Source organism: Malikia sp. (genome assembly GCF_028687635.1).
Taxonomy (GTDB): domain Bacteria; phylum Pseudomonadota; class Gammaproteobacteria; order Burkholderiales; family Burkholderiaceae_C; genus Malikia.
Map to the genome: position 1 here is coordinate 1 of NZ_JAQTZS010000037.1, position 25,931 is coordinate 25,931.

Annotated in this window: 29 protein-coding genes; 20 read left to right on the top strand and 9 right to left on the bottom strand. The window is 67.5% G+C overall.

What is annotated here, in order from left to right; translation table 11 throughout:
* Positions 1-292 precede the first annotated feature (292 nt).
* From rplU to proB, 4 genes are all read left to right on the top strand, one after another.
* Positions 293-604, top strand: a complete 312-nt coding sequence (rplU, locus tag PHR85_RS14445; protein ID WP_105747827.1) for a 50S ribosomal protein L21 — start codon at positions 293-295, stop codon at positions 602-604.
* Positions 605-617: 13 nt separating this feature from the next.
* The gene (gene rpmA / locus PHR85_RS14450; RefSeq protein ID WP_105730842.1) at positions 618-875 is read left to right on the top strand and encodes a 50S ribosomal protein L27; all 258 of its coding nucleotides are present in this window, start codon (positions 618-620) and stop codon (positions 873-875) included.
* Between the two features lie 89 nt (positions 876-964).
* Positions 965-2,098 (top strand): Obg family GTPase CgtA, encoded by a 1,134-nt coding sequence (cgtA, locus tag PHR85_RS14455; RefSeq protein ID WP_300055666.1) that lies wholly within the window; start codon positions 965-967, stop codon positions 2,096-2,098.
* A gap of 74 nt (positions 2,099-2,172) precedes the next feature.
* The gene (gene proB / locus PHR85_RS14460; protein ID WP_300055669.1) at positions 2,173-3,345 is read left to right on the top strand and encodes a glutamate 5-kinase; all 1,173 of its coding nucleotides are present in this window, start codon (positions 2,173-2,175) and stop codon (positions 3,343-3,345) included.
* Positions 3,346-3,375: 30 nt separating this feature from the next.
* On the opposite strand, the gene PHR85_RS14465 is transcribed toward proB, so the two are convergent.
* Complete coding sequence (locus tag PHR85_RS14465; protein WP_300055671.1) at positions 3,376-4,008, bottom strand: RNA pyrophosphohydrolase; 633 nt, start codon at positions 4,006-4,008, stop codon at positions 3,376-3,378.
* Positions 4,009-4,139: 131 nt separating this feature from the next.
* Here PHR85_RS14465 and PHR85_RS14470 point away from each other — a divergent pair, with 131 nt between their 5' ends.
* Entirely contained in the window at positions 4,140-5,885 is a 1,746-nt protein-coding gene (locus tag PHR85_RS14470; protein WP_300055673.1) for a proline--tRNA ligase, read from the top strand.
* Between the two features lies 1 nt (position 5,886).
* Positions 5,887-6,510 (top strand): lytic transglycosylase domain-containing protein, encoded by a 624-nt coding sequence (locus PHR85_RS14475; protein ID WP_300055676.1) that lies wholly within the window; start codon positions 5,887-5,889, stop codon positions 6,508-6,510.
* Positions 6,511-6,604: 94 nt separating this feature from the next.
* On the opposite strand, the gene PHR85_RS14480 is transcribed toward PHR85_RS14475, so the two are convergent.
* From PHR85_RS14480 to hemA, 8 genes are all read right to left on the bottom strand, one after another.
* Positions 6,605-7,216, bottom strand: a complete 612-nt coding sequence (locus PHR85_RS14480) for a CD3072 family TudS-related putative desulfidase (RefSeq protein WP_300055679.1) — start codon at positions 7,214-7,216, stop codon at positions 6,605-6,607.
* 87 nt (positions 7,217-7,303) lie between these two features.
* The gene (locus tag PHR85_RS14485; protein WP_300055682.1) at positions 7,304-7,660 is read right to left on the bottom strand and encodes a 4a-hydroxytetrahydrobiopterin dehydratase; all 357 of its coding nucleotides are present in this window, start codon (positions 7,658-7,660) and stop codon (positions 7,304-7,306) included.
* Complete coding sequence (gene grxD, locus PHR85_RS14490) at positions 7,660-7,986, bottom strand: Grx4 family monothiol glutaredoxin (RefSeq protein WP_300055684.1); 327 nt, start codon at positions 7,984-7,986, stop codon at positions 7,660-7,662. Before grxD ends, PHR85_RS14485 begins: the two co-directional genes overlap by 1 nt.
* Before the next feature lie 50 nt (positions 7,987-8,036).
* On the bottom strand, positions 8,037-8,999 hold the full coding sequence (locus PHR85_RS14495) for a hypothetical protein (RefSeq protein ID WP_300055686.1): 963 nt from the start codon (positions 8,997-8,999) through the stop codon (positions 8,037-8,039).
* Positions 9,000-9,010: 11 nt separating this feature from the next.
* Entirely contained in the window at positions 9,011-9,412 is a 402-nt protein-coding gene (locus PHR85_RS14500; protein WP_300055689.1) for a GreA/GreB family elongation factor, read from the bottom strand.
* Between the two features lie 290 nt (positions 9,413-9,702).
* Positions 9,703-10,614 carry a peptide chain release factor N(5)-glutamine methyltransferase gene (gene prmC, locus PHR85_RS14505; protein ID WP_300055690.1) on the bottom strand — a complete coding sequence of 304 codons (912 nt, stop codon included), beginning with the start codon at positions 10,612-10,614 and terminating at the stop codon, positions 9,703-9,705.
* Complete coding sequence (gene prfA / locus PHR85_RS14510) at positions 10,611-11,726, bottom strand: peptide chain release factor 1 (protein WP_300055693.1); 1,116 nt, start codon at positions 11,724-11,726, stop codon at positions 10,611-10,613. The genes prmC and prfA overlap by 4 nt, the downstream gene beginning before the upstream one ends.
* On the bottom strand, positions 11,723-13,003 hold the full coding sequence (gene hemA / locus PHR85_RS14515; protein WP_300055695.1) for a glutamyl-tRNA reductase: 1,281 nt from the start codon (positions 13,001-13,003) through the stop codon (positions 11,723-11,725). Before hemA ends, prfA begins: the two co-directional genes overlap by 4 nt.
* Positions 13,004-13,075: 72 nt before the next feature.
* Between hemA and PHR85_RS14520 the strand changes: the two genes are divergently transcribed.
* The 14 genes from PHR85_RS14520 to PHR85_RS14585 all read left to right on the top strand — a co-directional run bounded on the left by PHR85_RS14520 (position 13,076) and on the right by PHR85_RS14585 (position 25,772).
* Complete coding sequence (locus PHR85_RS14520; protein ID WP_300055697.1) at positions 13,076-13,279, top strand: hypothetical protein; 204 nt, start codon at positions 13,076-13,078, stop codon at positions 13,277-13,279.
* Positions 13,280-13,411: 132 nt separating this feature from the next.
* Positions 13,412-17,323 carry an FAD/FMN-binding oxidoreductase gene (locus PHR85_RS14525; protein ID WP_300055699.1) on the top strand — a complete coding sequence of 1,304 codons (3,912 nt, stop codon included), beginning with the start codon at positions 13,412-13,414 and terminating at the stop codon, positions 17,321-17,323.
* A gap of 3 nt (positions 17,324-17,326) precedes the next feature.
* Positions 17,327-17,770, top strand: a complete 444-nt coding sequence (locus PHR85_RS14530; protein ID WP_300055702.1) for an HIT family protein — start codon at positions 17,327-17,329, stop codon at positions 17,768-17,770.
* A gap of 26 nt (positions 17,771-17,796) precedes the next feature.
* Positions 17,797-18,213, top strand: a complete 417-nt coding sequence (locus PHR85_RS14535; RefSeq protein WP_300055705.1) for a DUF971 domain-containing protein — start codon at positions 17,797-17,799, stop codon at positions 18,211-18,213.
* Positions 18,214-18,254: 41 nt separating this feature from the next.
* A complete protein-coding gene (ubiE, locus tag PHR85_RS14540; RefSeq protein ID WP_300055709.1) occupies positions 18,255-18,986 on the top strand; it encodes a bifunctional demethylmenaquinone methyltransferase/2-methoxy-6-polyprenyl-1,4-benzoquinol methylase UbiE in 732 nt (243 codons plus the stop codon).
* Between the two features lie 37 nt (positions 18,987-19,023).
* Complete coding sequence (locus PHR85_RS14545; RefSeq protein ID WP_300055712.1) at positions 19,024-19,686, top strand: Tim44 domain-containing protein; 663 nt, start codon at positions 19,024-19,026, stop codon at positions 19,684-19,686.
* 34 nt (positions 19,687-19,720) lie between these two features.
* Entirely contained in the window at positions 19,721-20,266 is a 546-nt protein-coding gene (locus PHR85_RS14550) for a hypothetical protein (protein WP_300055714.1), read from the top strand.
* The gene (gene ubiB, locus PHR85_RS14555; protein ID WP_300055717.1) at positions 20,263-21,816 is read left to right on the top strand and encodes a ubiquinone biosynthesis regulatory protein kinase UbiB; all 1,554 of its coding nucleotides are present in this window, start codon (positions 20,263-20,265) and stop codon (positions 21,814-21,816) included. The genes PHR85_RS14550 and ubiB overlap by 4 nt, the downstream gene beginning before the upstream one ends.
* Positions 21,817-21,880: 64 nt before the next feature.
* Positions 21,881-22,198: an FmdB family zinc ribbon protein gene (locus PHR85_RS14560; protein ID WP_300055720.1), complete on the top strand. Its 318-nt coding sequence runs from the start codon at positions 21,881-21,883 to the stop codon at positions 22,196-22,198.
* 15 nt (positions 22,199-22,213) lie between these two features.
* Positions 22,214-22,858 (top strand): DUF502 domain-containing protein, encoded by a 645-nt coding sequence (locus PHR85_RS14565; RefSeq protein WP_300055723.1) that lies wholly within the window; start codon positions 22,214-22,216, stop codon positions 22,856-22,858.
* 34 nt (positions 22,859-22,892) lie between these two features.
* Positions 22,893-24,686, top strand: a complete 1,794-nt coding sequence (aspS, locus tag PHR85_RS14570) for an aspartate--tRNA ligase (protein WP_300055725.1) — start codon at positions 22,893-22,895, stop codon at positions 24,684-24,686.
* Positions 24,687-24,727: 41 nt separating this feature from the next.
* Complete coding sequence (locus tag PHR85_RS14575; protein WP_300055728.1) at positions 24,728-25,045, top strand: YqjD family protein; 318 nt, start codon at positions 24,728-24,730, stop codon at positions 25,043-25,045.
* 22 nt (positions 25,046-25,067) lie between these two features.
* Positions 25,068-25,466, top strand: a complete 399-nt coding sequence (locus PHR85_RS14580) for a phage holin family protein (protein ID WP_300055730.1) — start codon at positions 25,068-25,070, stop codon at positions 25,464-25,466.
* Between the two features lie 12 nt (positions 25,467-25,478).
* The gene (locus PHR85_RS14585) at positions 25,479-25,772 is read left to right on the top strand and encodes a YqjK family protein (protein WP_300055733.1); all 294 of its coding nucleotides are present in this window, start codon (positions 25,479-25,481) and stop codon (positions 25,770-25,772) included.
* Positions 25,773-25,931: the final 159 nt, after the last annotated feature.

Genomic DNA, 25,931 nt, shown 5'->3' on the forward strand with positions numbered 1-25,931 from the left:
ATGCGGTAGTGCAGGTTCTTGCCTCGGCGACTATCGGGTAGCTGCTCCAGCACCTCGCGCACCCGATGCATCACTTGCGCGAAATCCAGCGTCTTGCCCTTGACCACTCCAGCCATGACAGCCTCTGCCTGAAGTCTCTACCCCCTCAGTTTGCTCTCGTTCGGCCAAATTGAGAATTGCTGGGAAGTCGGGGCACCTCTTGCGTCCTTGTGTTCGGTTGGCTATAATCCACGGTTCGGTGAAAATCCGTTCGCCGAAACACGTCGAAAGACGGACAATTCCAGAGGTTCATATGTACGCGGTCATAAAAACCGGCGGCAAGCAGTATCGCGTTGCCGTTGGCGAAAAACTTAAAGTAGAACAGATTGCTGCGGATGTGGGTCAAGAGATCGTGATCGATCAGGTGCTCGCCGTGGGTAACGGCGCAGACATCAAGGTCGGCACGCCCTTGGTCTCCGGCGCAACGGTCACGGTCACTGTGGTTTCCCACGGTCGCGGCGACAAGGTTCGCATCTTCAAGATGCGTCGTCGCAAGCACTATCAGAAGCGCCAGGGCCATCGTCAGAATTTCACCGAGCTGCAAATCAGCTCGATCAACGGCTAAGGAGTAAAGCACCATGGCACAGAAAAAAGGCGGCGGCTCAACCCGCAACGGTCGCGACTCCAAGCCGAAGATGCTGGGCGTCAAGGTGTTCGGCGGCCAGGCCATCAGCGCCGGCGCGATCATCGTGCGTCAGCGCGGCACCCGTTTCCACGCTGGCGTGGGCACCGGTTGCGGCAAGGATCACACCATCTTCGCGACCTGCGACGGCGTCGTGAACTTCACCGTCAAGGGCGAGTTCAACCGCAAGACCATCAACGTCACCCCGGTGTGATGTCGACTGTTTGATCGCTCAGGCGTTCAAACCGCAAAGGCCCGCGCTGCGGGCCTTTTGTTTTTATTCGTTTGAAGGACAATCCAGTCATGAAATTCGTTGATGAAGCCTATATCGACATAGCGGCCGGCGACGGAGGCAATGGCTGTGCGTCCTTCCGTCACGAGAAGTACAAGGAATTCGGCGGCCCCGACGGCGGCGACGGCGGTCGCGGCGGCTCGGTCTGGGCCCTGGCCGACGAGAACCTCAACACCCTGATCGACTACCGCTACTCGCGCCGCTTCGAGGCCCAGCGCGGCGAGCACGGCAAGGGTTCGGACATGTTCGGCTGCAAGGGGGATGACATCATCCTCAAGATGCCGGTCGGCACCATCATCCGCAACGCCGAGACCGGCGAGCTGATGCACGAGCTGCTGCAGCCGGGCGAGCAGATCCTGATCGCCAAGGGCGGCGAGGGCGGCTTCGGCAACCTGCGCTTCAAGAGCTCGATCAACCGCGCGCCGCGCCAGAAGACCATCGGCCACCCGGGCGAGCGCTTCAGCCTGGCGCTGGAACTCAAGGTGCTGGCCGACGTCGGCCTGCTCGGCATGCCCAACGCGGGCAAGTCGACCTTCATCGCGGCGGTCTCCAACGCGCGCCCGAAGATCGCCGACTATCCCTTCACCACCCTGCACCCGAATCTGGGCGTGGTCCGCGTCGGTCCCGAAAAGAGCTTCGTCGTCGCCGACGTGCCGGGCCTGATCGAGGGCGCCTCCGAGGGCGCGGGCCTGGGCCACCAGTTCCTGCGCCACCTGCAGCGTACCCGGCTGCTGCTGCATGTGGTCGACATGGCGCCGTTCGATGACGCGGTCGATCCGGTCGCGCAGGCCAAGGCCATCGTCAAGGAACTCAAGAAGTACGACCCCGAGCTGCACGCCAAGCCGCGCTGGCTGGTGCTCAACAAGCTCGACATGATCCCGGCCGAGGAGCGCGCGGCACGTGTCAAGGACTTCGTCAAGCGTTTCCGCCACAAGGGCCCGGTGTTCGAGATCTCGGCGCTGACGCGCGAGGGCTGCGAGCTGCTGGTGCAGAAGATCTTCCAGCATATCGTTGATACGCGCGAGGCAGAAAAGCCCCATGTCGAGGTCGATCCGCGCTTCGATGCCCGCCGCGACCAGCCGGGCGTGACGCCGGGCGCCGAGCCGGCGCCGCAGATCGACGCGGACGATCCGCGCTTTCGCTGACCTTCCGGGCTGGACGCCTGCCCGGGTCCGGGGGGCGTCGCGGCCGTTCCCATGACGCAAACCTGACCCCAGACATGAGCACCGACCCGCAAGCCGACCCAGGCGTTTCCCTTTCCGTCGATCCCTCCGAGCTGCTGCGCGCCGCGCGCCGCATCGTCGTCAAGGTCGGCTCCAGCCTGGTGACCAACGAGGGCCGTGGCCTCGACGAGGCCGCCATCGAGCAGTGGAGTGCCCAGCTCGCCACCCTGGTCAAGTCGGGGCGCGAGCTGATCATGGTCAGCAGCGGCGCGATCGCCGAGGGCATGAAGCGCCTGGGCTGGAAGACCCGGCCCAAGATGATCAACGAGCTGCAGGCCGCCGCCGCCGTCGGCCAGATGGGCCTGGTCCAGATGTACGAGACCAAGCTGCGCGAGCAGGCGGTCGGCAGCGCGCAGGTGCTGCTGACCCACGCCGACCTGGCGGACCGCGAGCGCTACCTCAACGCGCGCTCGACCCTGCTGACGCTGCTGGAGCATGGCGTCGTGCCGGTGATCAACGAGAACGACACCGTCGTCAACGACGAGATCAAGTTCGGCGACAACGACACGCTCGGCGCGCTGGTGGCGAATCTGGTCGACGCCGACCTGCTGGTGATCCTGACCGACCAGAAGGGGCTCTACAGCGCCGACCCGCGCAAGAACCCGGACGCCGAGTTTATCCATGTCGCGCGCGCGGGTGATCCCCGGCTGGAGGAGATGGCCGGCGGCGCGGGTTCGCGCGTCGGCACCGGCGGCATGATCACCAAGATCCTGGCCGCCAGGCGCGCGGCCGGCTCCGGCGCCTCGACCGTGATCGCCTGGGGCCGCGAGCCCGACGCGCTGCTGCGCCTGACGCAGGGCGAGCCGATCGGCACCATGCTGCTGGCGCAGACGCCCAAGCAGCAGGCGCGCAAGCAGTGGATGGCTGACCATCTGCAGCTGCGCGGCCATGTGACGGTGGATGACGGCGCGGCCGGCAAGATCGTCACCGAGGGCAAGAGCCTGCTGCCGATCGGCATGACCGCCGTCAGCGGCGAGTTCAGCCGTGGCGACGTGATCGCGATCCGCGACGCGCAGGGCCAGGAGCTCGCGCGCGGCCTCGCCAACTACTCGGCCAGCGAGGCGCGGCTGCTGTGTCGCAAGTCCTCGAACGCGGTCGAGGGTCTGCTCGGCTACGCCGCCGAGCCCGAGATGATCCACCGCGACAACCTGGTGCTGCTGCGCGGCTGAGTCTGGTCCGGGGCCGTAGCGGCCCCGGCTTCATCGGCCCAGCGGGTGTTGCGGGTCCGGGTCGAAGCTGGCGCCGGGCGGCAGTTCCAGGTGTATCGGCATCGGCATGTGCTGCGGCATCCCGTCGTGCGTTTCGGTCATCAGCGGGCGCGGTCGCGCGTTGCCGCGCAGGTAGCGGTTGCGGCTTTCCTGGCGTGGCAGGTAGCGTGACAGCTCGTGCAGCGCCATCTCGTAGACGCCGCGCTTGAACTCGACCACCATCTCCAGCGGCACCCAGTAGTCGTTCCAGCGCCAGGCATCGAACTCCGGGTGGCTGGTCGCGCGCAGGTTGAGGTTCCAGTCGCCGCCGGTCAGGCGCAACAGGAACCAGATCTGCTTTTGTCCCCGGTAGTGGCCGCGCGCATCCCGGCGGATGTAACGGTCCGGCACTTCATAGCGCAACCAGTCCCGCGTGCGGGCGACGATGGCCACATGCTCGGGCAGCAGTCCGACCTCCTCGTGCAGCTCACGGAACATGGCCTGTTCGGGGGTCTCGCCCCGATCTATGCCGCCCTGTGGAAACTGCCAGGAGTGGGTGCGGATGCGCTTGCCCCAGAACACCTGGTTCTTCTGGTTGAGCAGAATGATGCCGACATTGGGCCTGAAGCCGTCTCTGTCAAGCATAATCAACCCCAAATTTTAAAACTGCGTTCATTATGCACCGCTAGCGTGCGGCCACGCAGGCGCTGCCGGGTCAAACCCCGGCTGGCTCTGTTTCGGCCCGGCGGCGTGCAGGGCGCCTGCCTGAGCCTGACATGAAAGCCTCCCAGTTCCTCATTTCCACCCTCAAAGAAGCCCCGGCCGACGCCGAGGTGGTCAGCCACCAGCTCATGACGCGCGCCGGCATGATCAAGAAGCTGGGCGCCGGCATCTACACCTACATGCCGATGGGGCTGCGCGTGATCCAGAAGGTCGAGCGGATCATCCGCGAGGAGATGAACCGCGCCGGCGCGATCGAGCTGAGCATGCCCGTGGTGCAGCCCGCCGAGCTCTGGCAGGAGACCGGCCGCTTCGACAAGATGGGCCCCGAGATGCTGCGCATCAAGGACCGCCACGAGCGCGACTTCGTGCTGCAGCCGACCTCGGAAGAAGTCGTCACCGACATCGCGCGTCAGGAGCTGCGCAGCTACAAGCAGCTGCCCAAGAACTTCTACCAGATCCAGACCAAGTTCCGCGACGAGCGCCGCCCGCGCTTCGGCCTGATGCGCGGTCGCGAGTTCGTCATGAAGGACGCCTACAGCTTCGACCGCGACCGCGACAGCGCGCAGGCGAGCTATCAGGTCATGGCCTCGGCCTACCGTCGCATCTTCGACCGCTTCGGCCTGACCTACCGCGCGGTGGCCGCTGACAGTGGCGCCATCGGCGGCGACCTGAGCGAGGAGTTCCAGGTCATCGCGGCGACCGGCGAGGACGCGATCGTCTACTGCCCGAACAGCGATTACGCGGCCAACATCGAGAAGGCCGAGGCGCTGGCGCCGCAGGGATCACGCTCCATGCCGTCCATGCCCCTGAGCAAGGTGCTCACGCCGGGCAAGAGCAGCTGCGCGGCCGTGGCCGAGCAGCTGGGCACGCCGTTGACGACCCATGTGAAGTCGCTGGTGCTGGCCACCGACGAGATCAACGAGAACGACGAGATCGTCAAGAGTCAGGTCTGGCTGCTGCTGCTGCGCGCCGACCACGAGATGAACGAGGTCAAGGTCGGCAAGCTGCCCGGCCTGGACCTGGGCTTCCGCTTCGCGACCGAGGCCGAGATCCTCGATCACTTCGGCTGCAAGCCGGGTTATCTGGGGCCGGTCAAGCTGAAGCAGCCGGTCAACATCGTGGCCGACCGCGAGGTGATGGTCATGGCCGACTGGACCTGCGGCGCCAACGAGGCCGATTACCACCTCACTGGCGTCAACTGGGTGCGCGACCTGCCCGAGCCCGACCTGGTGGCCGACATCCGCAACGTGGTCGCGGGCGACCAGTCGCCTGACGGCCAGGGCGAGCTCGCGATCGAGCGCGGCATCGAGGTCGGCCATGTGTTCTACCTCGGCAGCAAGTATTCGCGCGCCATGAACGCGACCTTCCTGGCCGAGGACGGCAAGCCGCGCCACTTCGAGATGGGCTGCTACGGCATCGGCGTGACCCGCCTGCCGGCGGCCGCGATCGAGCAGAACCATGACGCGCGCGGCATCATCTGGCCCGACGCGATCGCGCCGTTCACGGTCGTGATCTGCCCGATCGGCATGGACCGCAGCGAGGCCGTGCGTGCCGCCGCCGAGCAGCTGCACGGCGAGCTGGCCGCGCTGGGCGTCGACGTGCTGCTCGACGACCGTGGCGAGCGCCCGGGCGCGATGTTCGCCGACTGGGAGCTGATCGGCGTGCCGCATCGCGTCACGATCGGCGACAAGGGCCTCAAGGAAGGCCTGGTCGAGTATCAGCACCGCCGCGACGAGGCTTCGACCAAGGTCGCCGTGGCCGAGCTGCTGGCCCTGCTCAAGGACAAGCTGGGCCTGTGAGATGAGCCGCCGGGACTGTCTGGGCTGGATCGCCAGGGCAGGCCTGGCCAGTCTGTGGCCGCTCAGTCTGCCGGCGCTGGCCAGGGCGGGCGGCCAGCTTGAGGAGCCGCTGGCCGATCCGGTCCGGCTCGCGTTGCGCGCCGCGATCGAGCACCCGGCGCCGCCCGAGCCCGAGTTTCCCACCCCGGAGGCCAGAATGGTCTATCTGCGCTGGCTGGGCGAGATGAGCCCCAGGCTGGTGCGGCGCAAGCCCGAGCTGCAGACCCGGGTCGAATTCCTGCAGACGGTCTGGTACGAGAGCCGGCGTGCCGGGCTCGACGAGTCGCTGGTGCTGGGGCTGATCCAGGTCGAGAGCGCGTTTCGCAAGTTCGCGGTCTCGCCCGTCGGCGCGCGCGGTTACATGCAGGTGATGCCGTTCTGGGCCCGGCTGATCGGCGACGGTGATCCGTCCAAGCTGTTCCTGATGCAGGCCAATATCCGCTTCGGCTGCGTGATCCTGCGCCACTACCTGGAGCGGGAGCGTGGCGACCTGTTCCTGGCGCTGGGGCGCTACAACGGCAGTCGCGGTCGCGCCCAGTACCCTGACACGGTGTTCGCCGCGCAGAAGCACTGGCGCAGGGCTTGATCGGTCAGGCGGTCGGGGTGGGTACCCCCTGCCAGCCTCATCTGTCCGCTGCGCGGCCAGCAAATCGGCCGTCAGGGGGTACCCACCCCGACTCTCAGCCGCGTGCGCGCAAGGCCTGATCGATTTCAGCCAGTGCGTCTGGTATCGAGCCGGCCTCCGGCACTTCAGGCAGGCTCAGCAGGCGCACGTCATCAAGGCCGCGCGCCTTGAGTTCGGCCATCAATTCCTCGGTGTAGACCCCTTCGGTGGCACCAAAGCGCTGCAGCGGGCTGGCGTGCCAGACCATGCCGCCCCAGGTCTGCCGCGCGTCGGCCTCGACCGCCGAACATTTCAGGCCGCAGGTCGGGCTGCCGTCACGCATCACGATGCCCTTGATCTCGTGGCCGTTGTCGCGGTAGGTCTGGATCTGGTCGCAGATCTGCTGCGCGATGCCTCGGCAATGGCGGCGGAACATCGGGTTGCCGTACATCTTCTTGACCATGCCCCAGCGCATCGAGCCCAGGTAGCTGACCTCGGGGCAGGGCATCTGGTAGATCGCGACCTCGTGCCCGAGCGCCAGGTCGACGATCTCGCGGATCACGGCCGGCTGGCTGGCGAGCCCGCGCACGCAGGCGTTCTGGTTCAGCATGCAGTGCGACAGGAAGACCAGCTTGCCCGAGCGCTGGTCGCGGATGTCTTCCCTGATCTGGCCGATGGCTTCAGTCATGCCCTGCTCCTCCCGGTTGAACGAGACCTCATTCTGCTCGGGCCGGGCGCGCAGGACAAGCGCGACCTGGGTCGCGCGGGAGGGTGTTCAGGCGCCCGAGCTGGCCGCCACGTCCTCGACCCAGTGCGCGAACTCGATGTCGCGCGCGGTCACGCCGCCGGCGTCGTGGGTGGTGAAGCTGATCTCGACCCGGTTGTAGAGGTTGAACCACTCGGGGTGGTGCTGGCGTCGCTCGGCCTCCAGCGCGACCCGGGTCATGAAGGCGAAGGCCTGGCCGAAGTCGCGGAAGGCAAGCCAGCGCGTGATCGACTGCTCTTCCTCGTCGTATTCCCAGCTCGGCAGTTCGGTCAGCGCCTGAGTCACCTGTTCGGTGCCCAGGACTGCCAGCGTCTCGTCCTGATTCACCGCTTCGGGCTCCAGGATTTCCAGTGTATCGTCGCTCATCAGACGGCCTCGCCAGCGATGACCTTCTGCAGCTCGCCCGACTCGTACATCTCCATCATGATGTCGGAGCCACCGATGAACTCGCCCTTGACGTAGAGCTGCGGGATGGTCGGCCAGTTGCTGTATTCCTTGATGCCCTGGCGGATTTCCTGGTCTTCCAGCACGTTGACGGTCTGGACGGTCTTGGTGTCGACGCCGCAGGCCTTGAGGATCTGGATCGCGCGGCCCGAGAAACCGCACATCGGGAAGCTGGCCGTACCCTTCATGAAGAGCACGATGTCGTTGTTCTTGACCAGTTGGTCGATTCGTTGCTGGGTGTCGCTCATGGTGGTACTCCGTGGGTGGCCGACAGGCCGGTTGCAGGCAAAAAAGTGGATTATCCCAGCGTTGCCATGCCCGCGAGGCTGGAGGAGCCTTGTCCGGCCCCAGCCCAGTGGCCGCTGAGCAGTACATCGGGTTTACGCGCCGCCACCACATGCCCGCTGCTGCCCCAGGTGTCCATGGACACACTGAGTCCGGCGTACACGCCGTAGCCATGGCCAGCGCAGATGTCGCCTTCGGCTTGCAGGCTTTCGCCGGCCTTGATGGAGCCTTGCGCGCCGATGCCACCGCCGGCCCGGATGCCCCAGCCCGCTTCCAGGTGCATGCCGCACACGATGTCCTGCCCCACCAGGATACCCTGGTCCGCCTGCACGCTGTGGCCGCTGTGCAGCAGGCCGCCCACGCGCAGGCCGCGCTGGCAGCTGATGCCTTTTTGCACCATCAGGTCGTGCCCCACGCTGGCGGGGCCTTGCACCTGCAGGCCTTGGCCACCCATCAGGTCCCAGCCCACGCGCAGCTCGCCACCGCAGTGGATGGCCTCGGTAGCCGCCACGCCCCATTGGACGCGCATGTCGCCTTGGGTGTGCAGGCTGCCGTCGCTGCGCACGCCGCCATCGCTCCAGAGGTCGCCCCCGGTCAGCAGTTGCTGCCCCACGCGCACGCTGCCACCGGCACGGACATGGTTTCCGGTGCGCAGCAGGGTGCCGACCTCGATATTGCCCTTGACATGCAGACTGCCCGCAAACACGATGGCGTCGGCTTCCAGGTGCTCCAGGGTGAGCACGGCGTCGGTGGGGCCGAACTGCTGGAGCAGCCAGCAGGCGTCTTCCACCCGGCCCGCCTGCACCAGGGTGTCGAGTGCCTGCTGGTAGCTGGCCCCGTCCTCGATGTGGCGCACAAACCAGCGAAAACCGTTGGCGCAGGGATTCTTGGCACGCAAGAAGCGTTTCGTCAGTTCCATGGCGCCGATGTCGGCGGCGCCCGGGGCGGGGTGGTGGTGGGCCAGGGCATGTGACATGGCGGTGGCCCTCAGCGGGTGTAGTCGCCCGAGGCTTCGGGCTGGAACAGGATGGCCGCCAGTTCCGCCTGGCATTCCTCGCCGTTGGGCATGCGCCAGTGGATGGCATCGCCCACGCGCCGCCCCAGCAGCGCCGCGCCGATCGGCGACAGCACCGAGATGCAGCCGACCCCGGGCCGGGCATCGCGCGGGTAGCACAGCGTCAGGCGCTGGCGCCCGTCCTGGCCCGCCAGCACCAGCTCCACCTCGGAGTTCATGGTGACGACGTCGGGCGCAATCTCTTGCGAGGGCACCAGGTCGACGGCTTGCAGCTCGTCGGCCAGGTCGTGGGGCAGTTGTGCGCTGCCGAGCTTGTTCAGGCGTGCGTGGTCAAGTTCGGTGAGCACGCGCTCGGGAGAAAATTGGGCTTGCATGTCGCGGTTCCATCGTTGAGGCGTGCTGGAGCCGACCCGAGGGTCGGAGCACGCGAATGCGCTGTGATGGGGCCCGGCGATGGGGGGTCTGCGCTGACAGGGGAGAAGTGGGAGGGAATCGCCGGGCTCAGGAATGTGCGACGGGCTTGTGCAGCCACTGTAGGCGCGCGAAAGCGCGCCCTCCGGCCAGGTGATCCATCAAGGTGAAGGCCACGGCGGGAAAGCGGAAGGACACACCAGAAAGGGAGCCTGCCAAGCGTTGCATGGGAAACATGATAGCAAGTCCGCGCTTACGAGGCAAGGTGTGGGCGCCGTGCGCCGCTGCACCTTATGTGTCCGGCCAGATCGCGCTGGTGCCCGATCTGATCGAAGCCCTGCGCGCGCAGGATCGCGGCCACGTCTTCGGCCTGGTCCCAGCCATGCTCCAGCAGCAGCCAGCCGCCCGGCAGCAGGTGTTGTCCGGCCTGGGCGACGATGATGCGGATGTCTTCCAGCCCGTCGGCACCACTGGCCAGCGCGGACAGCGGCTCGTGCGTGAGCGCGGCCAGGTGCGGATCATCAGCGCGGATATAGGGCGGGTTGCTGACGATCAGGTCGAAGCGCTCGGGCAAGGCGGGGCCTTGCGGGTCCTGTGCGGCGGCCTCGGCCTGGCGCGCCGGCCAGTTGGACAGCCAGCTCCCCCGCAGGAAGCGCATCGGCAGCCCCAGCCGTTGCGCGTTGGCCTGGGCGACGGCCAACGCGTCGCGGCTGGCATCGAGTGCCCAGACCCGGGCGTCGGGACGGCGGTGCCGGATCGCCAGCGCGATCGCGCCGCTGCCAGTGCCGAGGTCGAGCAAGGTCGGGTTAGCCTGCCCTTCGACCAGCTCAAGCGCCCAGTCGACCAGGGTTTCGGTGTCGGGGCGCGGGTCGAGCACGCGCGCGTCGACCCGCAGCTCCAGCCCATGGAATTCACGCTGGCCGACCAGATAGGCGACTGGCTCGCCCGTCAGGCGGCGCTGGCAAAGCGCCAGGAAATCCCGCGCGGCCGCAGCCGGCAGCGGGTCGGTGTCGTGCCCGATCAGCCAGGCCCGGTCATGCGGCGAGCGTCCCAGCCGGTGCAGCAGCAGCACCTGGGCGTCGAGCTTGTCCAGGCCGGCCTGGCGCGCACGCAGCAGGGCCTGCTGGACCGTGGCCGGCAGGGCGTCGGGTACTGCGGCGCTCACGCCAGCGCCCCGTGCGCGGCCTGACCGGCGCTCTGCTCCAGGTCGGCCATCAGCTCGGCGCCGCGTGCCAGCTGCAGCGCGTGCACCACCTCGTCGAGCTCGCCTTCCATCACCGCGCCGAGCTTGTACAGCGTCAGGTTGATGCGGTGGTCGGTGAGGCGGCCCTGCGGGAAGTTGTAGGTCCGGATGCGGTCGCTGCGGTCGCCGCTGCCGATCAGGCCCTTGCGTTCGGCGGCCTCCTTGGCGGCGCGCTCGCTGCGCTCCTTTTCCTGGATGCGTGCCTGCAGCACCTGCAGCGCCTTGGCCTTGTTGCTGTGCTGGCTGCGCCCGTCCTGGCATTCGGCGACGATGCCGGTCGGCAGGTGCACCACGCGCACGGCCGAGTCGGTCTTGTTGATATGCTGGCCGCCGGCGCCGCTGGCGCGGAAGGTGTCGATGCGCAGCTCGGCCGGATTGAGCTTGACCGCCTCGGTCTCGTCCGGCTCCGGCATCACCGCGACGGTGCAGGCGCTGGTGTGGATGCGGCCCTGGGATTCGGTCGCGGGCACGCGCTGCACCCGGTGGCCGCCCGACTCGAAGCGCAGCTTGCCATAGGCCTGTGGGCCGACGACGCGCAGCACGATCTCCTTGTAGCCCCCCATCTCGCCGGGCGACTCGCTGATCGTCTCGATGCGCCAGCCCTGGCGCTCGGCGTAGCGGGTGTAGAGGCGGGCCAGGTCGCCGGCGAACAGCGCGGCCTCGTCGCCGCCGGTGCCGGCGCGCACTTCGAGGAAGGCGTTGCGGTCGTCGTCCTGGTCCTTGGGCAGCAGCAGGAACTGCAGCGCCTCGTCCAGCGCGGCGAGTTCGCTTTCGGCGGCAGCGATTTCCTCCCGTGCCAGCTCGGCCATCTCGGCGTCTTCCTCCTGCGCCATGGCGCGGGCCTCGGCCAGGTCGAGCTCGCGCTGCAGGTAACGCAGGAAGGGTTGGACCACGGCGTCGGCCTCGGCATGCTCGCGCGTGAGCTTGCGAAAGCGCTCCATGTCGGCGGTGGCGTCGGGGGCGCTCAGCAGCGCGTCGAGTTCGTGCAGGCGCAGGCGCTGGCGTTGCAGCGTTTCGCGGATGAAGGGCTTCATGCGCGCCTGCCCTGACCGCGCAGGAACAGGCGCTCGACGGTCTGCGCGGTCGCCTGGCGCGTGGCCGCGTCGCCGGTGTGCAGTTCGGCCAGCGCCCCGTGCAGCATCTTCTGCGTCAGGCCGCGCGCCAGGGCTTCGAGCACGGCGTCGACATCGTCGCCACGCGCGAGCAGCTTGCGCGCCCGCGCCAGTTCGGCCTGGCGCCAGTCATCGGCCTGCGCGTTGAGGTCGCGGATCAGCTCGACCACGCCGCCGCGCGGGTCGCGCTGGCCGACCCAGTGCATGAAGCTCTGCACCCCGGCGTCGATGATGGCCTCGGCCTGGGCGACGGCGGCCTGGCGGTTTTCCTTGCCAGTCTGCACCACGGCGGCCAGGTCGTCGACCGTGTAGAGGTAGACGTCGGACAGGCCCTTGACCTCGATCTCGATGTCGCGCGGCACCGCGAGGTCGACCATGAAGATCGGGCGGTGCCGGCGTTTCTTCAGCGCGCGCTCGACCGCGCCCAGGCCGATCAGCGGCAGGCTGGACGCGGTGCAGCTGACGATGGCGTCGAACTCGTGCAGGCGCTCCGGCAGGTCGGACAGGCGCAGCACCTCGGCGCCGAAGCGGCTGGCGAGCTTTTCGCCGCGTTCGAGGGTGCGGTTGGCGATCGCCATGCCCTTGGGCGCCTTGGCGGCGAAATGGGTCGCGGCCAGCTCGATCATCTCGCCGGCGCCGACGAACAGGACCTTGATGTCCTTCAGGTCCTCGAACAGCTGGCCCGCCAGCCGCACGGCGGCGGCGGTCATGCTGATCGAGTGCGCGCCGATCTCGGTGTGGCTGCGCACCTGCTTGGCGACCGCGAAGCTGCGCTGGAACATCTGGTGCAGCGTGCTGCCCAGGGCGCCGGCCTCGTCGGCGGCGCGCACCGCGTTCTTGAGCTGGCCCAGGATCTGCGCCTCGCCCAGCACCATGCTGTCGAGGCCGCTGGCGACACGGAAGGCGTGGCGCGCCGCCTCGCCGCCCTTGAGCACATAGGCGTGGTCGAGCAGTTCCTGCGGGCTCACGCCGCCGGTGCTGGCCAGCCATTGCACGGTCGAGTCGAGTTCTATCTCGTGGGCGGCGCAGTAGATCTCGGTGCGGTTGCAGGTCGACAGCAGCGTGGCCTCGGGCTGGCGCGCCAGCGAGGAGCGAAAGCGCTGCAGCGTCTCCGGCAGCTGATCGAGCGCGAACGCGAACCGTCCGCGCAGGTCGAGCGGAGCGGTGTGGTGATTGATTCCTAACGCCCAGACAGCCATATGGGTCGAGATTATAAAATTTTCATCTTCGATCTTTCTTTTATCTTGTTGAGCCATGGCAATTCATCCGCGATGAGTCTCTGGAACCTGATGCTGCACCTGGGCAATTTCGCGCTGCCGGCGCTGGTGCTGGCCGCCTTGCTGGCGCCCGCCGTCGCCGGCTGGCACGGCCTGACGCTGCGCAGCCTGTGGCGCGCCTGGTGGCTGCTCGCCGGCGCCGGGCTGCTGGTGCTGGTGGCGGGGCTGGTCGTCGGCAGCCTGGCTTGCTGGCTGTAGCGCGCTGGCCGGGCAGGGCGCGCGCGCCGTATCCATTCTTGCCTTGTTGCCTTGTCCTTCGCCCCGAACGCCGCCGCCGGGGCTGCGGTAACATCGGCCGTCCCGTACAACGGCAGAGAATCCCCCCTGGTTATGAACGCTCCCACCCCGATCCAGCACCTGCTCGACGCCGCCGGCGACACCCCCCGTCTGCGCGAGATTCCCTACAACTACACCTCGTTTTCGGATCGGGAAATCGTCGTTCGGCTGCTCGGCGCCCGCGCCTGGGAGCTGTTGAACCAGCTGCGCCAGGAGCGCCACACCGGCCGCTCGGCCCGCATGCTGTATGAGGTGCTGGGCGACATCTGGGTGGTGCAGCGCAACCCCTATCTGCACGACGACCTGCTCGACAACCCGACGCGCCGTCAGGCCCTGGTCGATGCGATGCACCATCGCCTGGGCGAGGTGGAGAAACGCCGCCGGCCGCAGGAAGACGGCGAGCGCGACGCGCTGGTCGTCGAGCTGCTGGCCGCCGCCAGCCTGGCCGTGCGCCAGTTCGCGGCCGCCTTCGACGAGATGGGTGTCTTGCGCCAGCAGGCCGGCAAGCTGCTGCGCCGCCACACGGGCAAGGACAACATCAAGTTCGATGGCCTGAGCCGCGTCAGCCATGTGACCGATGCGACCGACTGGCGGGTCGAATACCCCTTCGTCGTGCTGACCCCCGACACCGAGGCCGAGATGGCCGGCCTGGTGAAAGCCTGCATTGAGTTGGGCCTGACCATCGTCCCGCGTGGCGGCGGTACCGGCTACACCGGCGGCGCGATCCCGCTGACCTGGAAGAGCGCGGTCATCAACACCGAGAAGCTGCTCGGCATGACCAAGGTCGAGCTGATCGACCTGCCCGGCGTCAACCACAAGGTGCCGACTCTCTGGACCGAGGCCGGCGTCGTGACCCAGCGCGTGGCCGATGCGGCCGAGCGCGCCGGTTTCGTGTTCGCGGTCGATCCGACCAGCGCCGAGGCCAGCTGCGTGGGTGGCAACATCGCGATGAACGCCGGCGGCAAGAAGGCCGTGCTGTGGGGCACCGCGCTCGACAACCTGGCGAGCTGGCGCATGGTCACGCCCGACGCGCAATGGCTCGAAGTGGTGCGGGTCGACCACAACCTGGGCAAGATCCACGACGCCGCGATCGCCAGCTTCGAGCTGCATTATTTCCAGGCCGACGGCAAGACGCCGATCCGCACCGAGCGGCTCGACATCCCCGGCAAGACCTTCCGCAAGGAGGGCCTGGGCAAGGACGTGACCGACAAGTTCCTGGCCGGTCTGCCGGGCGTGCAGAAAGAGGGCTGCGACGGCCTGATCACCAGCGCGCGCTGGGTGCTGCACCGCATGCCCGAGCACACCCGCACGGTCTGCCTCGAATTCTTCGGCAACCCCAGGGATGGCGTGCCGAGCATCGTCGAGATCAAGGACTTCATGTTCGCCGAGCAGAAGCGCACGGGCACGCTGCTGGCGGGTCTCGAACATCTGGACGACCGCTACCTGAAGGCGGTCGGCTACTCGACCAAGAGCAAGCGCGGTGGCTTCCCCAAGATGGTGCTGATCGGTGACATCGTCGGTGACGACCCGGACGCGGTGGCGCGCGCCGCCAGCGAGGTGGTGCGCCTGGCCAACGGCCGCGCCGGCGAGGGCTTCACGGCCGTCAGCGCCGAGGCGCGCAAGCAGTTCTGGGCCGACCGCAAGAAGACCGCCGCCATCAGCCGCCACACCAACGCCTTCAAGGTCAACGAGGACGTGGTGATCCCGCTGCCGCGCATGGGCGAGTACACGCTGGGCATCGAGCGCATCAACATCGAGCTGAGCCTGCGCAACAAGATCAAGCTGGCCAACGAGCTCGAAGTCTTCTTCCAGCGCGGCCAGCTGCCGCTGGGCAAGGTCGAGGAGGCCAACGACATGCCGAGCGCCGAGACGCTGCGGGAGCATGGCGAGCGCGCGCTGGCCGTGGTCCGCGCGGTGCGTGCCCAGTGGCAGCAGTGGAAGGACGGCCTGGATCAGGTCCAGGCCGACAGCGGCCGGAGCTTCTTCGACCAGCTGCAGGACTACTCCCTGCGCGCGAGCTGGAAGACGCAGATCCGCGAGCCGCTGCGCGACATCTTCACCGGCTCGGTGTTCGCGCCGGTGCTGGAGGAATGCAAGGCCATCCACCAGCGCGTGCTCAAGGGCCGGGTCTGGGTCGCGCTGCACATGCACGCGGGCGACGGCAACGTCCACACCAACATCCCCGTCAACAGCGACGACTACGAGATGCTGCAGACCGCGCACGAGGCGGTCGACCGCATCATGGTGCTGGCGCGCGGCCTCGACGGCGTGATCTCGGGCGAGCATGGCATCGGCATCACCAAGCTCGAATACCTGAGCGACGAGGAGCTGGCGCCGTTCGCCGGCTACAAGCAGCGCATCGACCCCGAGGGCCGCTTCAACAAGGGCAAGCTGCTGCGCGGTGGCAGCCTGTTCGACGCCGCCGACATGCGCCGCGCCGACCTCAGCATGGCCTACACGCCGAGCTTCGGCCTGATGGGCTACGAGTCGCTGATCATGCAGCAGAGCGACATCGGCGCGATCGCCGATTCGGTCAAGAACTGCCTGCGCTGCGGCAAGTGCAAGCCGGTCTGCTCGACCCATGTGCCGCGCGCCAACCTGCTGTACTCGCCGCGCAACAAGATCCTGGCCACCAGCCTGCTGGTCGAGGCCTTCCTCTACGAGGAGCAGACCCGGCGCGGCATCAGCCTCAAGCACTGGGAGGAGTTCGAGGACGTGGCCGACCACTGCACGGTCTGCCACAAGTGCCTGACGCCTTGCCCGGTCAAGATCGACTTTGGCGATGTCTCGATGAACATGCGCAACCTGCTGCGCAAGATGGACAAGAAGAGCTTCCGCCCGGGCAATGCCGCCGCGATGTTTATGCTCAACGCGACCAACCCCGAGACCATCAAGCTCGCGCGCAGCGCCATGGTCGGCGTCGGCTTCAAGGCCCAGCGCCTGGCCAACACCGTGCTCAACAGCTTCGCCAGGAAACAGACCAGCGCGCCGCCGGCCTCGGTCGGCACCGCGCCGATCAAGGAGCAGGTGATCCACTTCATCAACAAGAAGCTGCCAGGCGGCCTGCCCAAGAAGACCGCGCGCGCGCTGCTCGACATCGAGAACAAGGACTACGTCCCGATCATCCGCAACCCGCAGGGCACCAGCAGCGACAGCGAGGCGGTGTTCTACTTCCCGGGCTGCGGCTCCGAGCGCCTGTTCAGCCAGGTCGGCCTCGCCACCCAGGCCATGCTGTGGCATGCCGGCGTCCAGACCGTGCTGCCGCCAGGCTACCTGTGCTGCGGCTATCCGCAGCGCGGCTCGGGCCAGTTCGAGAAGGCCGAGCAGATGATCACCGACAACCGGGTGCTGTTCCACCGCGTCGCCAACACGCTGAACTACCTCGACATCAAGACCGTGGTCGTCTCCTGCGGCACCTGCTATGACCAGCTGTCGGGTTACCAGTTCGACAAGATCTTCCCGGGCTGCCGCATCATCGACATCCACGAGTACCTGCTCGAGAAGGGCATCACGCTCGAAGCCAAGGGCGCCTACCTGTTCCACGATCCCTGCCACAGCCCGATGAAGCTGCAGGCGCCGATCAAGACCGTCAAGGCCTTGGTGGGCGATACGGTGGTGCAGAGCGATCGCTGCTGCGGCGAGTCCGGCACGCTGGGCGTGACGCGGCCCGACATCTCGACCCAGGTCCGCTTCCGCAAGGAAGAGGAGCTCAACAAGAACGCGCAGAAGTTGTCGGCGCTGGCGGCCAAGAACGGTGTGGTCCAGACAGCTGGCAAGACCAAGATCCTGACCAGCTGCCCGAGCTGCTTCCAGGGCCTGAGCCGCTATGGCGAGGACCTGCAGAACGGCCTGCTGGAAGCCGACTACGTCGTGGTCGAGATGGCGCGCCATATCCTGGGCGAGAACTGGCTGCCCGACTATGTCGCCAAGGCCAATGCCGGCGGCATCGAGCGCGTGCTGGTCTGATCCATGGCGGCCATCCCTGAAGCCGCTTGCCCGCTCTGCCGCGAGGACGGCGGGCAGCTGATCGCGCGCCACGACAAGTTCCGCCTCATCCGCGCCACCGGGTCGGATGCGGCCGATTGCCCTGGCTTCTACCGCGTGGTCTGGAACGCGCATGTGGCCGAGTTCTCCGACCTGGCCGAGGCCGACCAGCTGCTGTGCCTGCGCGCCGTCAGCGCGGTCGAGCGCGTGCTGCGCGACTGTCTGCAGCCGGCCAAGGTCAACCTGGCCGCGCTGGGCAACATGGTGCCGCACCTGCACTGGCATGTGATCGCCCGCCACGACTGGGACAGCCGCTGGCCGGCGCCGATCTGGGCCGCGCCGCAGCGCGCCGCCGCCGAAGCCCGTCTGGCAGCGCTGCGCGAACGCCTGCCCGCCTGCGACGCGGCGATCGCCGCACTCGTTTTCTGATTCCCCTTCGCAATGCGAGCAAGAACATGGCCGGCCTGAACTCCAAAACGCCCCATCCCGTCGGGCTGACGCTGCACGCGAAGTCGCGCGTGCTCGAGATCGCCTTCGATGACGGCGCGCGCTTTCGCCTGCCCTTCGAGCTGCTGCGCGTGCTGTCGCCCTCGGCCGAGGTACAGGGCCACGGCCCGGGCCAGGAGACGCTGCAGACCGGCAAGCGCGAGGTCGGGATCAGCGCGATCGAGCCGGTCGGGCATTACGCCATCAAGCCCACCTTCTCGGATGGCCATGACTCCGGTCTCTACAGCTGGGACTACCTCTACCGGCTGGGCGCCGAGCAGGCGCAGCGCTGGGGCGACTACCTGGCGCGCCTGCAGGCCGCCGGCCTCGACCGCGACGCGCCCATGCCCGACCAGGCTGGTCCGGGCTGCGGCCACTCCCATTGACCAGCCGCCGCGACGGCAAGAAACAGGCAGGAACTGACGCCATGAGCCAGACCCATTTCGGATTCAAGACCGTCGACGAGCAGGACAAGGCGCGCCATGTGCGCAGCGTGTTCGACTCGGTCGCGTCCAACTACGACATCATGAACGACCTGATGTCGGCCGGCCTGCACCGCCTCTGGAAGGCCTACACGATCCAGGTCGCCAACCCGCGCCCGGGTGACCGCGTGCTCGACATCGCGGGTGGCACCGGCGACCTCGACCTGGCCTTCGCGCCCAAGGTCGCGCCCAACGGCCAGGTGGTGCACACCGACATCAACGAGGCCATGCTGCGCGAGGGCCGCAACCGCCTGCTGAACCACGGCCATGTGCTGCCGACCCTGGTCTGCGACGCCGAGAAGCTGCCGTTCCCGGCCGGCTACTTCGACATCGTCACCGTGGCCTTCGGTCTGCGCAACATGACGCACAAGGAGGTCGCCCTGCGCGAAATGAACCGCGTGCTGCGCCCGGGTGGCAAGCTGCTGGTGCTGGAATTTTCCAAGGTCGCGGCCCCACTCGAAAAGGCCTATGACTGGTATAGTTTTAACATCTTGCCCAAGCTGGGCAAGTGGATCGCCAAGGACGAGGACAGCTACCGCTACCTGGCCGAGTCGATCCGCATGCACCCTGACCAGGAAACCTTGCGCGGCATGATGCGCGAGGTCGGTTTTGGTCACGTGGATGTGCATAACCTGACGGCCGGCATCGCCGCGCTGCACTTGGGCATCAAGTGTTGATCGGCGCCCGGGAGGCGATTGAGTACGGGAGATAGGAATGAATGACTGGATGGCGATCCTGGGTGTGGTGCTGCTGGTGCTGGCGCTGGTGTGGTGGTTGCTTGGCCGCAAGGGTGGGGCGTCCCAGTCCGTGGCCGGTGCGGTGGTCACGCCCGAAGCCGTCAAGGCGGCGGACGGCTACAGTCCCAGCAACGTCGGCAACGACGCCTCCGCGCGCCCCTGGGAGCAGCAGCCGGGCGGCTTCGATGCCAAGACCGAGCCGGTGATGGTGGATGTCCCCGCTGCTCCGCCGGCGGCCGCCTCCGACTCGGCAGCACCCGCCGGCTTCGACGCCGTCGCTTTCCTGGAGGCGTCCAAGGTCCACTTCGTCCAGCTGCAGGCGGCCTGGGACCGGTCCGACGTGCCGGCGCTGCGTGCCATGATGACCGAGGAGATGGTCAGCCAGATCCAGGCCCAGCTGGCCGAGCGCGAGCGCCAGGCCGGCGCGGCGGCCGGCCAGTCCGAGGTCGTGAGGCTCGACGCCAAGCTGCTCGGCGTCGAGGAGCAGCCGGACGGCTACCTGGCCAGCGTCGAGTTCTCCGGCCTGATCCGGGACGAACCTGCCGCCGAGCCCAATCCCTTCCGCGAGGTCTGGAGCATCACCCGGCCCAAGGGAGGCTCCGAGGGCTGGCGCGTCGCGGGTGTTCAGGCCCTGCAATAAAGGACGGTGCTCAAAGTCGGTCAAAATCGGGCTTATGAACAAGCCCCGATTTTCATTGCCGCCGGCCGATCTGCTGCAGCAAATCGCCGCCCGGCTGCCGGCCCCGCCGGCCTGGCTGCGCGCCGAACTGCACAATCGCCTCGTGCTGCTGCTCAACCATGTGCTGCAGCAGGAACCCCAGGCCATGGACCGGCTCCGGCGCCAGCAGGGCAAGCGCCTGCAGCTGAGCTGGGGCGGCATCGAGCTGGTGCTGCAGCCGACGGCGGCCGGCCTGCTGGCGCTGTCCCGGCCGGGCGAGTCGTCCGACCTGCAACTGCGCGTGGCCGAGGCTTCGCCGCTGGCGCTGGCCCAGACGGTGCTGGCGGGCGGCAAGCCGCCGGTCGAGATCCAGGGTGACGTGCAGCTGGCGGCCGAGGTGGCCTGGCTGGTCGACAACCTGCGCTGGGATCTGGAGGAAGACCTCGCGCGCCTGATCGGCGACGCGCCCGCGCACCAGCTGGCCGCTGCCGGCCGCACGCTGGTGCAAGGCCTGCGCGGCTTCCTGCTGCAGGCCGCCGAGCGCCGCAAGGCCGCGCCATGAGACGCTTCCTGCGCGGCTTCTTCATTGTCTGGGTCGTGCTGCGCTACGGCCTCGACGAACTCCTGCTGTCGGGCTTCCCGAACCCGCTGCTGCGCGCCTTGCGCGGCGTCATCACGATCGGACGCAATCTGAAGGCGCCGCGCGGCCAGCGCCTGCGCGAGGCGCTGGAGCAGCTCGGGCCGATCTTCGTCAAGTTCGGCCAGGTGCTCTCGACCCGCCGCGACCTGATGCCGCCCGACATCGCCGAGGAGCTCGCGCGCCTGCAGGACCGGGTGCCGCCGTTCCCGAGCGAGGTCGCGGTCGCGACGATCGAGCGCGCCTTTGGCCAGAAGCTCGACCAGATCTTCGCCAGCTTCGAGCAGCAGCCGGTCGCCAGCGCCTCGATCGCGCAGGTGCACTTCGCCGTGCTGCACGACGGGCGCGAAGTCGCGGTCAAGGTGCTGCGCCCCGGCATGCTGCCCGTGATCGACAAGGACCTGGGCCTGATGCGCCTGATGGCCGGCTGGGTCGAGCAGCTCTCGGCCGACGGCAAGCGCCTGAAGCCGCGCGAGGTGGTGGCCGAGTTCGACAAATACCTGCACGACGAGCTCGACCTGGTGCGCGAGGCGTCCAACGCCGCCCAGCTGCGCCGCAACATGTCCGACCTCGACCTGGTGCTGATCCCCGAGATGTACTGGGACTGGTGCCAGACCGAGGTGCTGGTGATGCAGCGCATGAAGGGCGTGCCGATCAGCCAGGTCGCTCGCCTGCGCGAGGCCGGTGTCGACATCCCCAAGCTCGCGCGCGATGGCGTCACGATCTTCTTCACCCAGGTCTTCCGCGACGGCTTCTTCCACGCCGACATGCACCCGGGCAACATCCAGGTCAGCCTGGACCCGGCGACCTTCGGGCGCTACATCTCGCTCGACTTCGGCATCGTCGGCACGCTGACGCAGTTCGACAAGGAATACCTGGCGCAGAACTTCACCGCCTTCTTCCGGCGCGACTACAAGCGCGTGGCCGAGCTGCACATCGAGTCGGGCTGGGTGCCGTCCGATACCCGGGTCGACGAGCTCGAAGCCGGCATCCGCTCGGTCTGCGAGCCCTATTTCGATCGCCCGTTGAAGGAAATCTCGCTCGGCATGGTGCTGATGCGGCTGTTCCAGATCTCGCGCCGCTTCAATGTCGAGATCCAGCCCCAGCTGGTGCTGCTGCAGAAGACGCTGCTCAACATCGAGGGTCTGGGCCGCGAGCTCGACCCCGAGCTCGACCTCTGGAGCACGGCCAAGCCCTTCCTTGAGAAGTGGATGATCGACCAGCTCGGCCCCAAGATGTTCTGGCAGCAGCTCAAGGCCGAGGCCCCGCAGTACGCCAAGCTGATCCCCGAGCTGCCACGGCTGCTGCACGACTTCCTGCGCCAGCGCAACGGCCAGGACTCGCGCGAGCTGCAGGCCTTGCTGGCCGAGCAGCGCCGCACCAACCGCCTGCTGCAGGGCCTGATCTACGGCGGACTGGGCTTCGTGCTCGGGCTGCTCGCGATGCAGCTGCTGTTGCGCGTGCGACTCTGGTGAGCGCGATCGCGACCCCCAATTTATAATCAAGGGTTATTCATTTTCCGACCCGAACGGTAACGCCATGCCCATCTACGCCTACAAGTGCGAGTCCTGCGGCCATGCCAAGGACGTCCTGCAGAAGATTTCCGCCGCCCCCCTGACCGATTGCCCCGCCTGTGGTGCGGCGACTTTCAGCAAGCAGCTGACCGCCGCCGGCTTCCAGCTCAAGGGATCGGGCTGGTACGCGACCGACTTCCGCGGCAGCACCAGTGGTGCCGGCGGTACCAGCGCACCGGCCAGCGCCGCCTCCGAATCGGCGGCTCCGACGGCTTCGGCTGCGGCCAGCGACAGCCCGGCGCCTGCCGCTGGCGGCTGCGGCGGCTCCTGCGCCTGTCACTGACCCGAAGGCACCGACATGTCCGCATTGCGCAAATGGCTGCTGTCCGGCCTGCTGACCCTGGTGCCCCTGGTCATCACCCTCTGGGTGCTCGACTGGGTGGTGTCGACGCTGGACCAGACGCTCAGGATCCTGCCCGAGGCCTGGCAGCCACAGCAACTGTTCGGGATGCATATCCCGGGCCTGGGCGTGCTGTTCGCGCTGCTGATCGTGCTGTCGATCGGCGCGCTGGCGTCCAATTTCATCGGCAACAAGCTGGTCAACTGGTGGCACGCGCTGCTGCACCGGATCCCGGTCGTGCGTTCGATCTATTCCGGCGTCAAGCAGGTGTCCGACACGCTGTTTTCCGAGAAGGGCAATGCCTTTCGCAAGGCGCTGCTGGTGCAGTGGCCGCGCGACGGCATGTGGACCATCGCCTTCCTGACCGGCCAGCCCGGCGGCGACGTGGCGCGCCACCTCAATGGCCTGGACTATCTCAGTGTCTTCGTGCCGACCACGCCCAACCCGACCGGCGGCTACTTCGTGATGGTGCACAAGCGCGATTGCGTCGAGCTCGCGATGAGCGTCGACGAGGCGTTGACCTACGTGATCTCCATGGGCGTGATCGTGCCCGGTGGCGCCAAGGCGCTGCAGGCGGCCGAGGCGTCGGCCAGCGCGGCCTGAAGCCCCCATCCCCGACATTTCTAGAAAGCTGAATATGGCAATGCGTTCCGAATACTGCGGTCTGGTGACCGAGGCCCTGCTGGGTCAAACCGTGACCCTATGCGGCTGGGTCAACCGCCGCCGCGACCATGGCGGCGTGATCTTCGTCGACCTGCGTGACCGCGAAGGCTATGTCCAGGTCGTCTGCGACCCGGACCGCCCCGAGATGTTCGCGATCGCCGAAGGCCTGCGCAACGAGTTCTGCATCCAGGTCAAGGGCCTGGTGCGCGCCCGCCCGGAAGGCACGACCAACGACAACATGAAGAGCGGCAAGATCGAGCTGCTGTGCCACGAGATCGTCGTGCTCAACGCGTCCGTCACCCCGCCGTTCCAGATCGACGACGACAACCTGTCCGAGACCACCCGTCTGACGCACCGCGTGCTCGACCTGCGCCGTCCCTACATGCAGAAGAACCTGATGCTGCGCTACAAGGTGGCCATGGAGGTGCGCAAGTTCCTCGACGCCAACGGCTTCATCGACATCGAGACGCCGATGCTGACCAAGTCCACGCCCGAAGGCGCGCGTGATTACCTGGTGCCCAGCCGCGTCCACGACGGCCATTTCTTCGCGCTGCCGCAAAGCCCCCAGCTGTTCAAGCAGCTGCTGATGGTGGCCGGCTATGACCGCTACTACCAGATCACCAAGTGCTTCCGCGACGAGGACCTGCGCGCCGACCGCCAGCCGGAATTCACCCAGATCGATATCGAGACCAGCTTCCTGACCGAGGAGGACATCCGCTCGATGTTCCAGGGCATGATCAAGAGCGTGTTCCAGCAGACCATGGGCGTGGACCTGGGCGAGTTCCCCTGCATGCCCTACGCCGAAGCGATGCACCGCTACGGCTCGGACAAGCCGGACCTGCGCGTCAAGCTCGAATTCACCGAGCTGACCGATGTCATGGCCGACGTCGACTTCAAGGTGTTCAGCGCGCCGGCGCAGGACAAGAACGGCCGCGTGGTCGCCCTGCGCGTGCCGGGCGGCGCCGAGATCAGCCGCAGCGAGATCGACGCCTACACCGACTTCGTCAAGATCTACGGCGCCAAGGGCCTGGCCTGGATCAAGGTCAACGATGTCGCCGCCGGCCGTGACGGTCTGCAGAGCCCGATCGTCAAGAACCTGCACGACAAGGCGATCAGCGAAATCCTGGCGCGCTCGGGCGCGCAAAACGGCGACATCCTGTTCTTCGGCGCCGACAAGGCCAAGGTCGTCAACGACGCCATCGGCGCGCTGCGCATCAAGATCGGCCACGGCGAACTGGCCAGGAAGCAGGGCTTCTTCGAGGACCGCTGGGCCCCGCTGTGGGTGGTCGACTTCCCGATGTTCGAGTATGACGACGAAGCCAAGCGCTGGAACGCCGTCCACCACCCCTTCACCGCGCCCAAGGACGGTCACGAGGACTACATGGACACCGATCCGGGCCAGTGCATCGCCAAGGCCTACGACATGGTGCTCAACGGCTGGGAGCTCGGTGGCGGCTCGATCCGTATTCACCGCGCCGAGGTCCAGAGCAAGGTCTTCAGCGCGCTCAACATCTCGTCCGAGGACGCCCAGCACAAGTTCGGCTTCCTGCTCGACGCGCTGCAGTACGGCGCGCCGCCGCACGGTGGCCTGGCCTTCGGTCTGGACCGCCTGATCACGCTGATGACCAAGGCCGAGTCGATCCGCGACGTGATCGCCTTCCCCAAGACCCAGCGTGCCCAGTGCCTGTTGACCCAGGCGCCGAGCCCGGTCGACGAGAAGCAGCTGCGCGAGTTGCACATCCGTTTGCGCAACACGCAAGCGGCCTGATATAGTGGCGCTGGTATAGTCATATTGACGGGAAAAACACCATGAATCAACTCGACACCGCACTCGAACCCAAGGAAAAACTGGTTGCCGACCTCAAGGTGGTCGTCTCCGATGCCGAGGAGCTGCTGGCTGCCACCGCGTCCCAGACCGGCGAGAAGATCGCCGAACTGCGCGAGCGCATGCAGACCAATCTGCGCATGGCCCGCCTCAAGCTGGCCGACGCCGAGGCTGCCCTGCGCGAGAGCACGCGCCAGGTGGCCAAGGCGACCGACCATTACGTGCACGAGAACCCCTGGAAGGCGATCGGCATCGCCGCCGGTGCCGGCCTGCTGGTCGGCATGCTGATCGGCCGCCGTTGATGCTCGCTTCGGCGTGCGCGTGATGGCCTCGGAAAACCGCCTGCACGCCGACCCAGCCCCCGAGCGCGTGACCCAGGCGCTGCGTGGCTGGCTGCGTGATGGGGTGGCCCTGCTGCGCGTGCGCCTGGAGTTGCTCGGGGTCGAGGCCCGCGAGCACGCCTTGGCCAGCGTCGAACTGCTGCTCGCCGGTCTGGCTGTGCTGCTGTTTCTCGGCCTGGGGCTGGGCTTCCTCGCGATACTGCTCACCGTCCTGCTGTGGGACAGCCACCGCCTGCTGGCACTGTCCGTCTTTGCCACCCTGTTCCTGACGCTGGGCGGCATCGCCTTGGCTCTGCTGCTGCGCCGCTGGCGGGCCGCGCAGCGCTGGTTCGAGTCCAGCCTGAACGAGCTCAGGCAGGACAGCGAGCGTCTTTTACCGTGACCGCGCCCTGACATGAATTCGCGCCAGCAGCGCCTCTGGATGCGCCGTCAGGAGTTGCTGCGCCAGTCATCCGACCTGCGCGACCGTCTGCAACTGCATGCCCAAGGCCTCGCGCCGGTGCTGCGGGGCGCTGACCGCGCCTGGGCCGCTGGCGTCTGGTTGCGTGACCATCCCCTGGTGCCGGCCGCGGTGTTGTTGCTGCTGGTCTGGCGCCGCCCGCGCGGCTTGCTGCGCTGGGGCCGGCGCGCCTGGGCCGCCTGGCAGCTGGCCAAGCGCGTGCGCGCGGCCTGGGGCCCGCTGCGCTAACGGGGCGCTGTTCGGCCCCAGTCCTCACTGGCCAGCAATTCTCAATTTGGCCGAACGAGAGCAAACTGAGGGCGTAGAGACTTCAAGCAGAGGCTGTCATGGCTGGAGTGGTCAAGGGCAAGACGCTGGATTTCGCGCAAGTGATGCATCGGGTGCGCG

Bases quoted from the DNA above. Each gene is read 5' to 3' on its own strand.
- PHR85_RS14580 (WP_300055730.1), top strand. From the start codon at position 25,068: ATGGCCTCGGAAAACCGCCTGCACGCCGACCCAGCCCCCGAGCGCGTG.
- PHR85_RS14500 (WP_300055689.1), bottom strand. From the start codon at position 9,412: ATGCAAGCCCAATTTTCTCCCGAGCGCGTGCTCACCGAACTTGACCAC.
- cgtA (WP_300055666.1), top strand. From the start codon at position 965: ATGAAATTCGTTGATGAAGCCTATATCGACATAGCGGCCGGCGACGGA.
- rplU (WP_105747827.1), top strand. From the start codon at position 293: ATGTACGCGGTCATAAAAACCGGCGGCAAGCAGTATCGCGTTGCCGTT.
- PHR85_RS14470 (WP_300055673.1), top strand. From the start codon at position 4,140: ATGAAAGCCTCCCAGTTCCTCATTTCCACCCTCAAAGAAGCCCCGGCC.
- aspS (WP_300055725.1), top strand. From the start codon at position 22,893: ATGGCAATGCGTTCCGAATACTGCGGTCTGGTGACCGAGGCCCTGCTG.
- ubiB (WP_300055717.1), top strand. From the start codon at position 20,263: ATGAGACGCTTCCTGCGCGGCTTCTTCATTGTCTGGGTCGTGCTGCGC.
- PHR85_RS14585 (WP_300055733.1), top strand. From the start codon at position 25,479: ATGAATTCGCGCCAGCAGCGCCTCTGGATGCGCCGTCAGGAGTTGCTG.
- PHR85_RS14545 (WP_300055712.1), top strand. From the start codon at position 19,024: ATGAATGACTGGATGGCGATCCTGGGTGTGGTGCTGCTGGTGCTGGCG.
- PHR85_RS14550 (WP_300055714.1), top strand. From the start codon at position 19,721: ATGAACAAGCCCCGATTTTCATTGCCGCCGGCCGATCTGCTGCAGCAA.
- grxD (WP_300055684.1), bottom strand. From the start codon at position 7,986: ATGAGCGACACCCAGCAACGAATCGACCAACTGGTCAAGAACAACGAC.
- PHR85_RS14560 (WP_300055720.1), top strand. From the start codon at position 21,881: ATGCCCATCTACGCCTACAAGTGCGAGTCCTGCGGCCATGCCAAGGAC.
- hemA (WP_300055695.1), bottom strand. From the start codon at position 13,003: ATGGCTGTCTGGGCGTTAGGAATCAATCACCACACCGCTCCGCTCGAC.
- PHR85_RS14465 (WP_300055671.1), bottom strand. From the start codon at position 4,008: ATGCTTGACAGAGACGGCTTCAGGCCCAATGTCGGCATCATTCTGCTC.
- PHR85_RS14485 (WP_300055682.1), bottom strand. From the start codon at position 7,660: ATGAGCGACGATACACTGGAAATCCTGGAGCCCGAAGCGGTGAATCAG.
- PHR85_RS14495 (WP_300055686.1), bottom strand. From the start codon at position 8,999: ATGTCACATGCCCTGGCCCACCACCACCCCGCCCCGGGCGCCGCCGAC.
- PHR85_RS14575 (WP_300055728.1), top strand. From the start codon at position 24,728: ATGAATCAACTCGACACCGCACTCGAACCCAAGGAAAAACTGGTTGCC.
- proB (WP_300055669.1), top strand. From the start codon at position 2,173: ATGAGCACCGACCCGCAAGCCGACCCAGGCGTTTCCCTTTCCGTCGAT.
- prfA (WP_300055693.1), bottom strand. From the start codon at position 11,726: ATGAAGCCCTTCATCCGCGAAACGCTGCAACGCCAGCGCCTGCGCCTG.
- PHR85_RS14565 (WP_300055723.1), top strand. From the start codon at position 22,214: ATGTCCGCATTGCGCAAATGGCTGCTGTCCGGCCTGCTGACCCTGGTG.
- PHR85_RS14475 (WP_300055676.1), top strand. From the start codon at position 5,887: ATGAGCCGCCGGGACTGTCTGGGCTGGATCGCCAGGGCAGGCCTGGCC.
- ubiE (WP_300055709.1), top strand. From the start codon at position 18,255: ATGAGCCAGACCCATTTCGGATTCAAGACCGTCGACGAGCAGGACAAG.
- PHR85_RS14480 (WP_300055679.1), bottom strand. From the start codon at position 7,216: ATGACTGAAGCCATCGGCCAGATCAGGGAAGACATCCGCGACCAGCGC.
- PHR85_RS14520 (WP_300055697.1), top strand. From the start codon at position 13,076: ATGAGTCTCTGGAACCTGATGCTGCACCTGGGCAATTTCGCGCTGCCG.
- PHR85_RS14530 (WP_300055702.1), top strand. From the start codon at position 17,327: ATGGCGGCCATCCCTGAAGCCGCTTGCCCGCTCTGCCGCGAGGACGGC.
- PHR85_RS14525 (WP_300055699.1), top strand. From the start codon at position 13,412: ATGAACGCTCCCACCCCGATCCAGCACCTGCTCGACGCCGCCGGCGAC.
- PHR85_RS14535 (WP_300055705.1), top strand. From the start codon at position 17,797: ATGGCCGGCCTGAACTCCAAAACGCCCCATCCCGTCGGGCTGACGCTG.
- rpmA (WP_105730842.1), top strand. From the start codon at position 618: ATGGCACAGAAAAAAGGCGGCGGCTCAACCCGCAACGGTCGCGACTCC.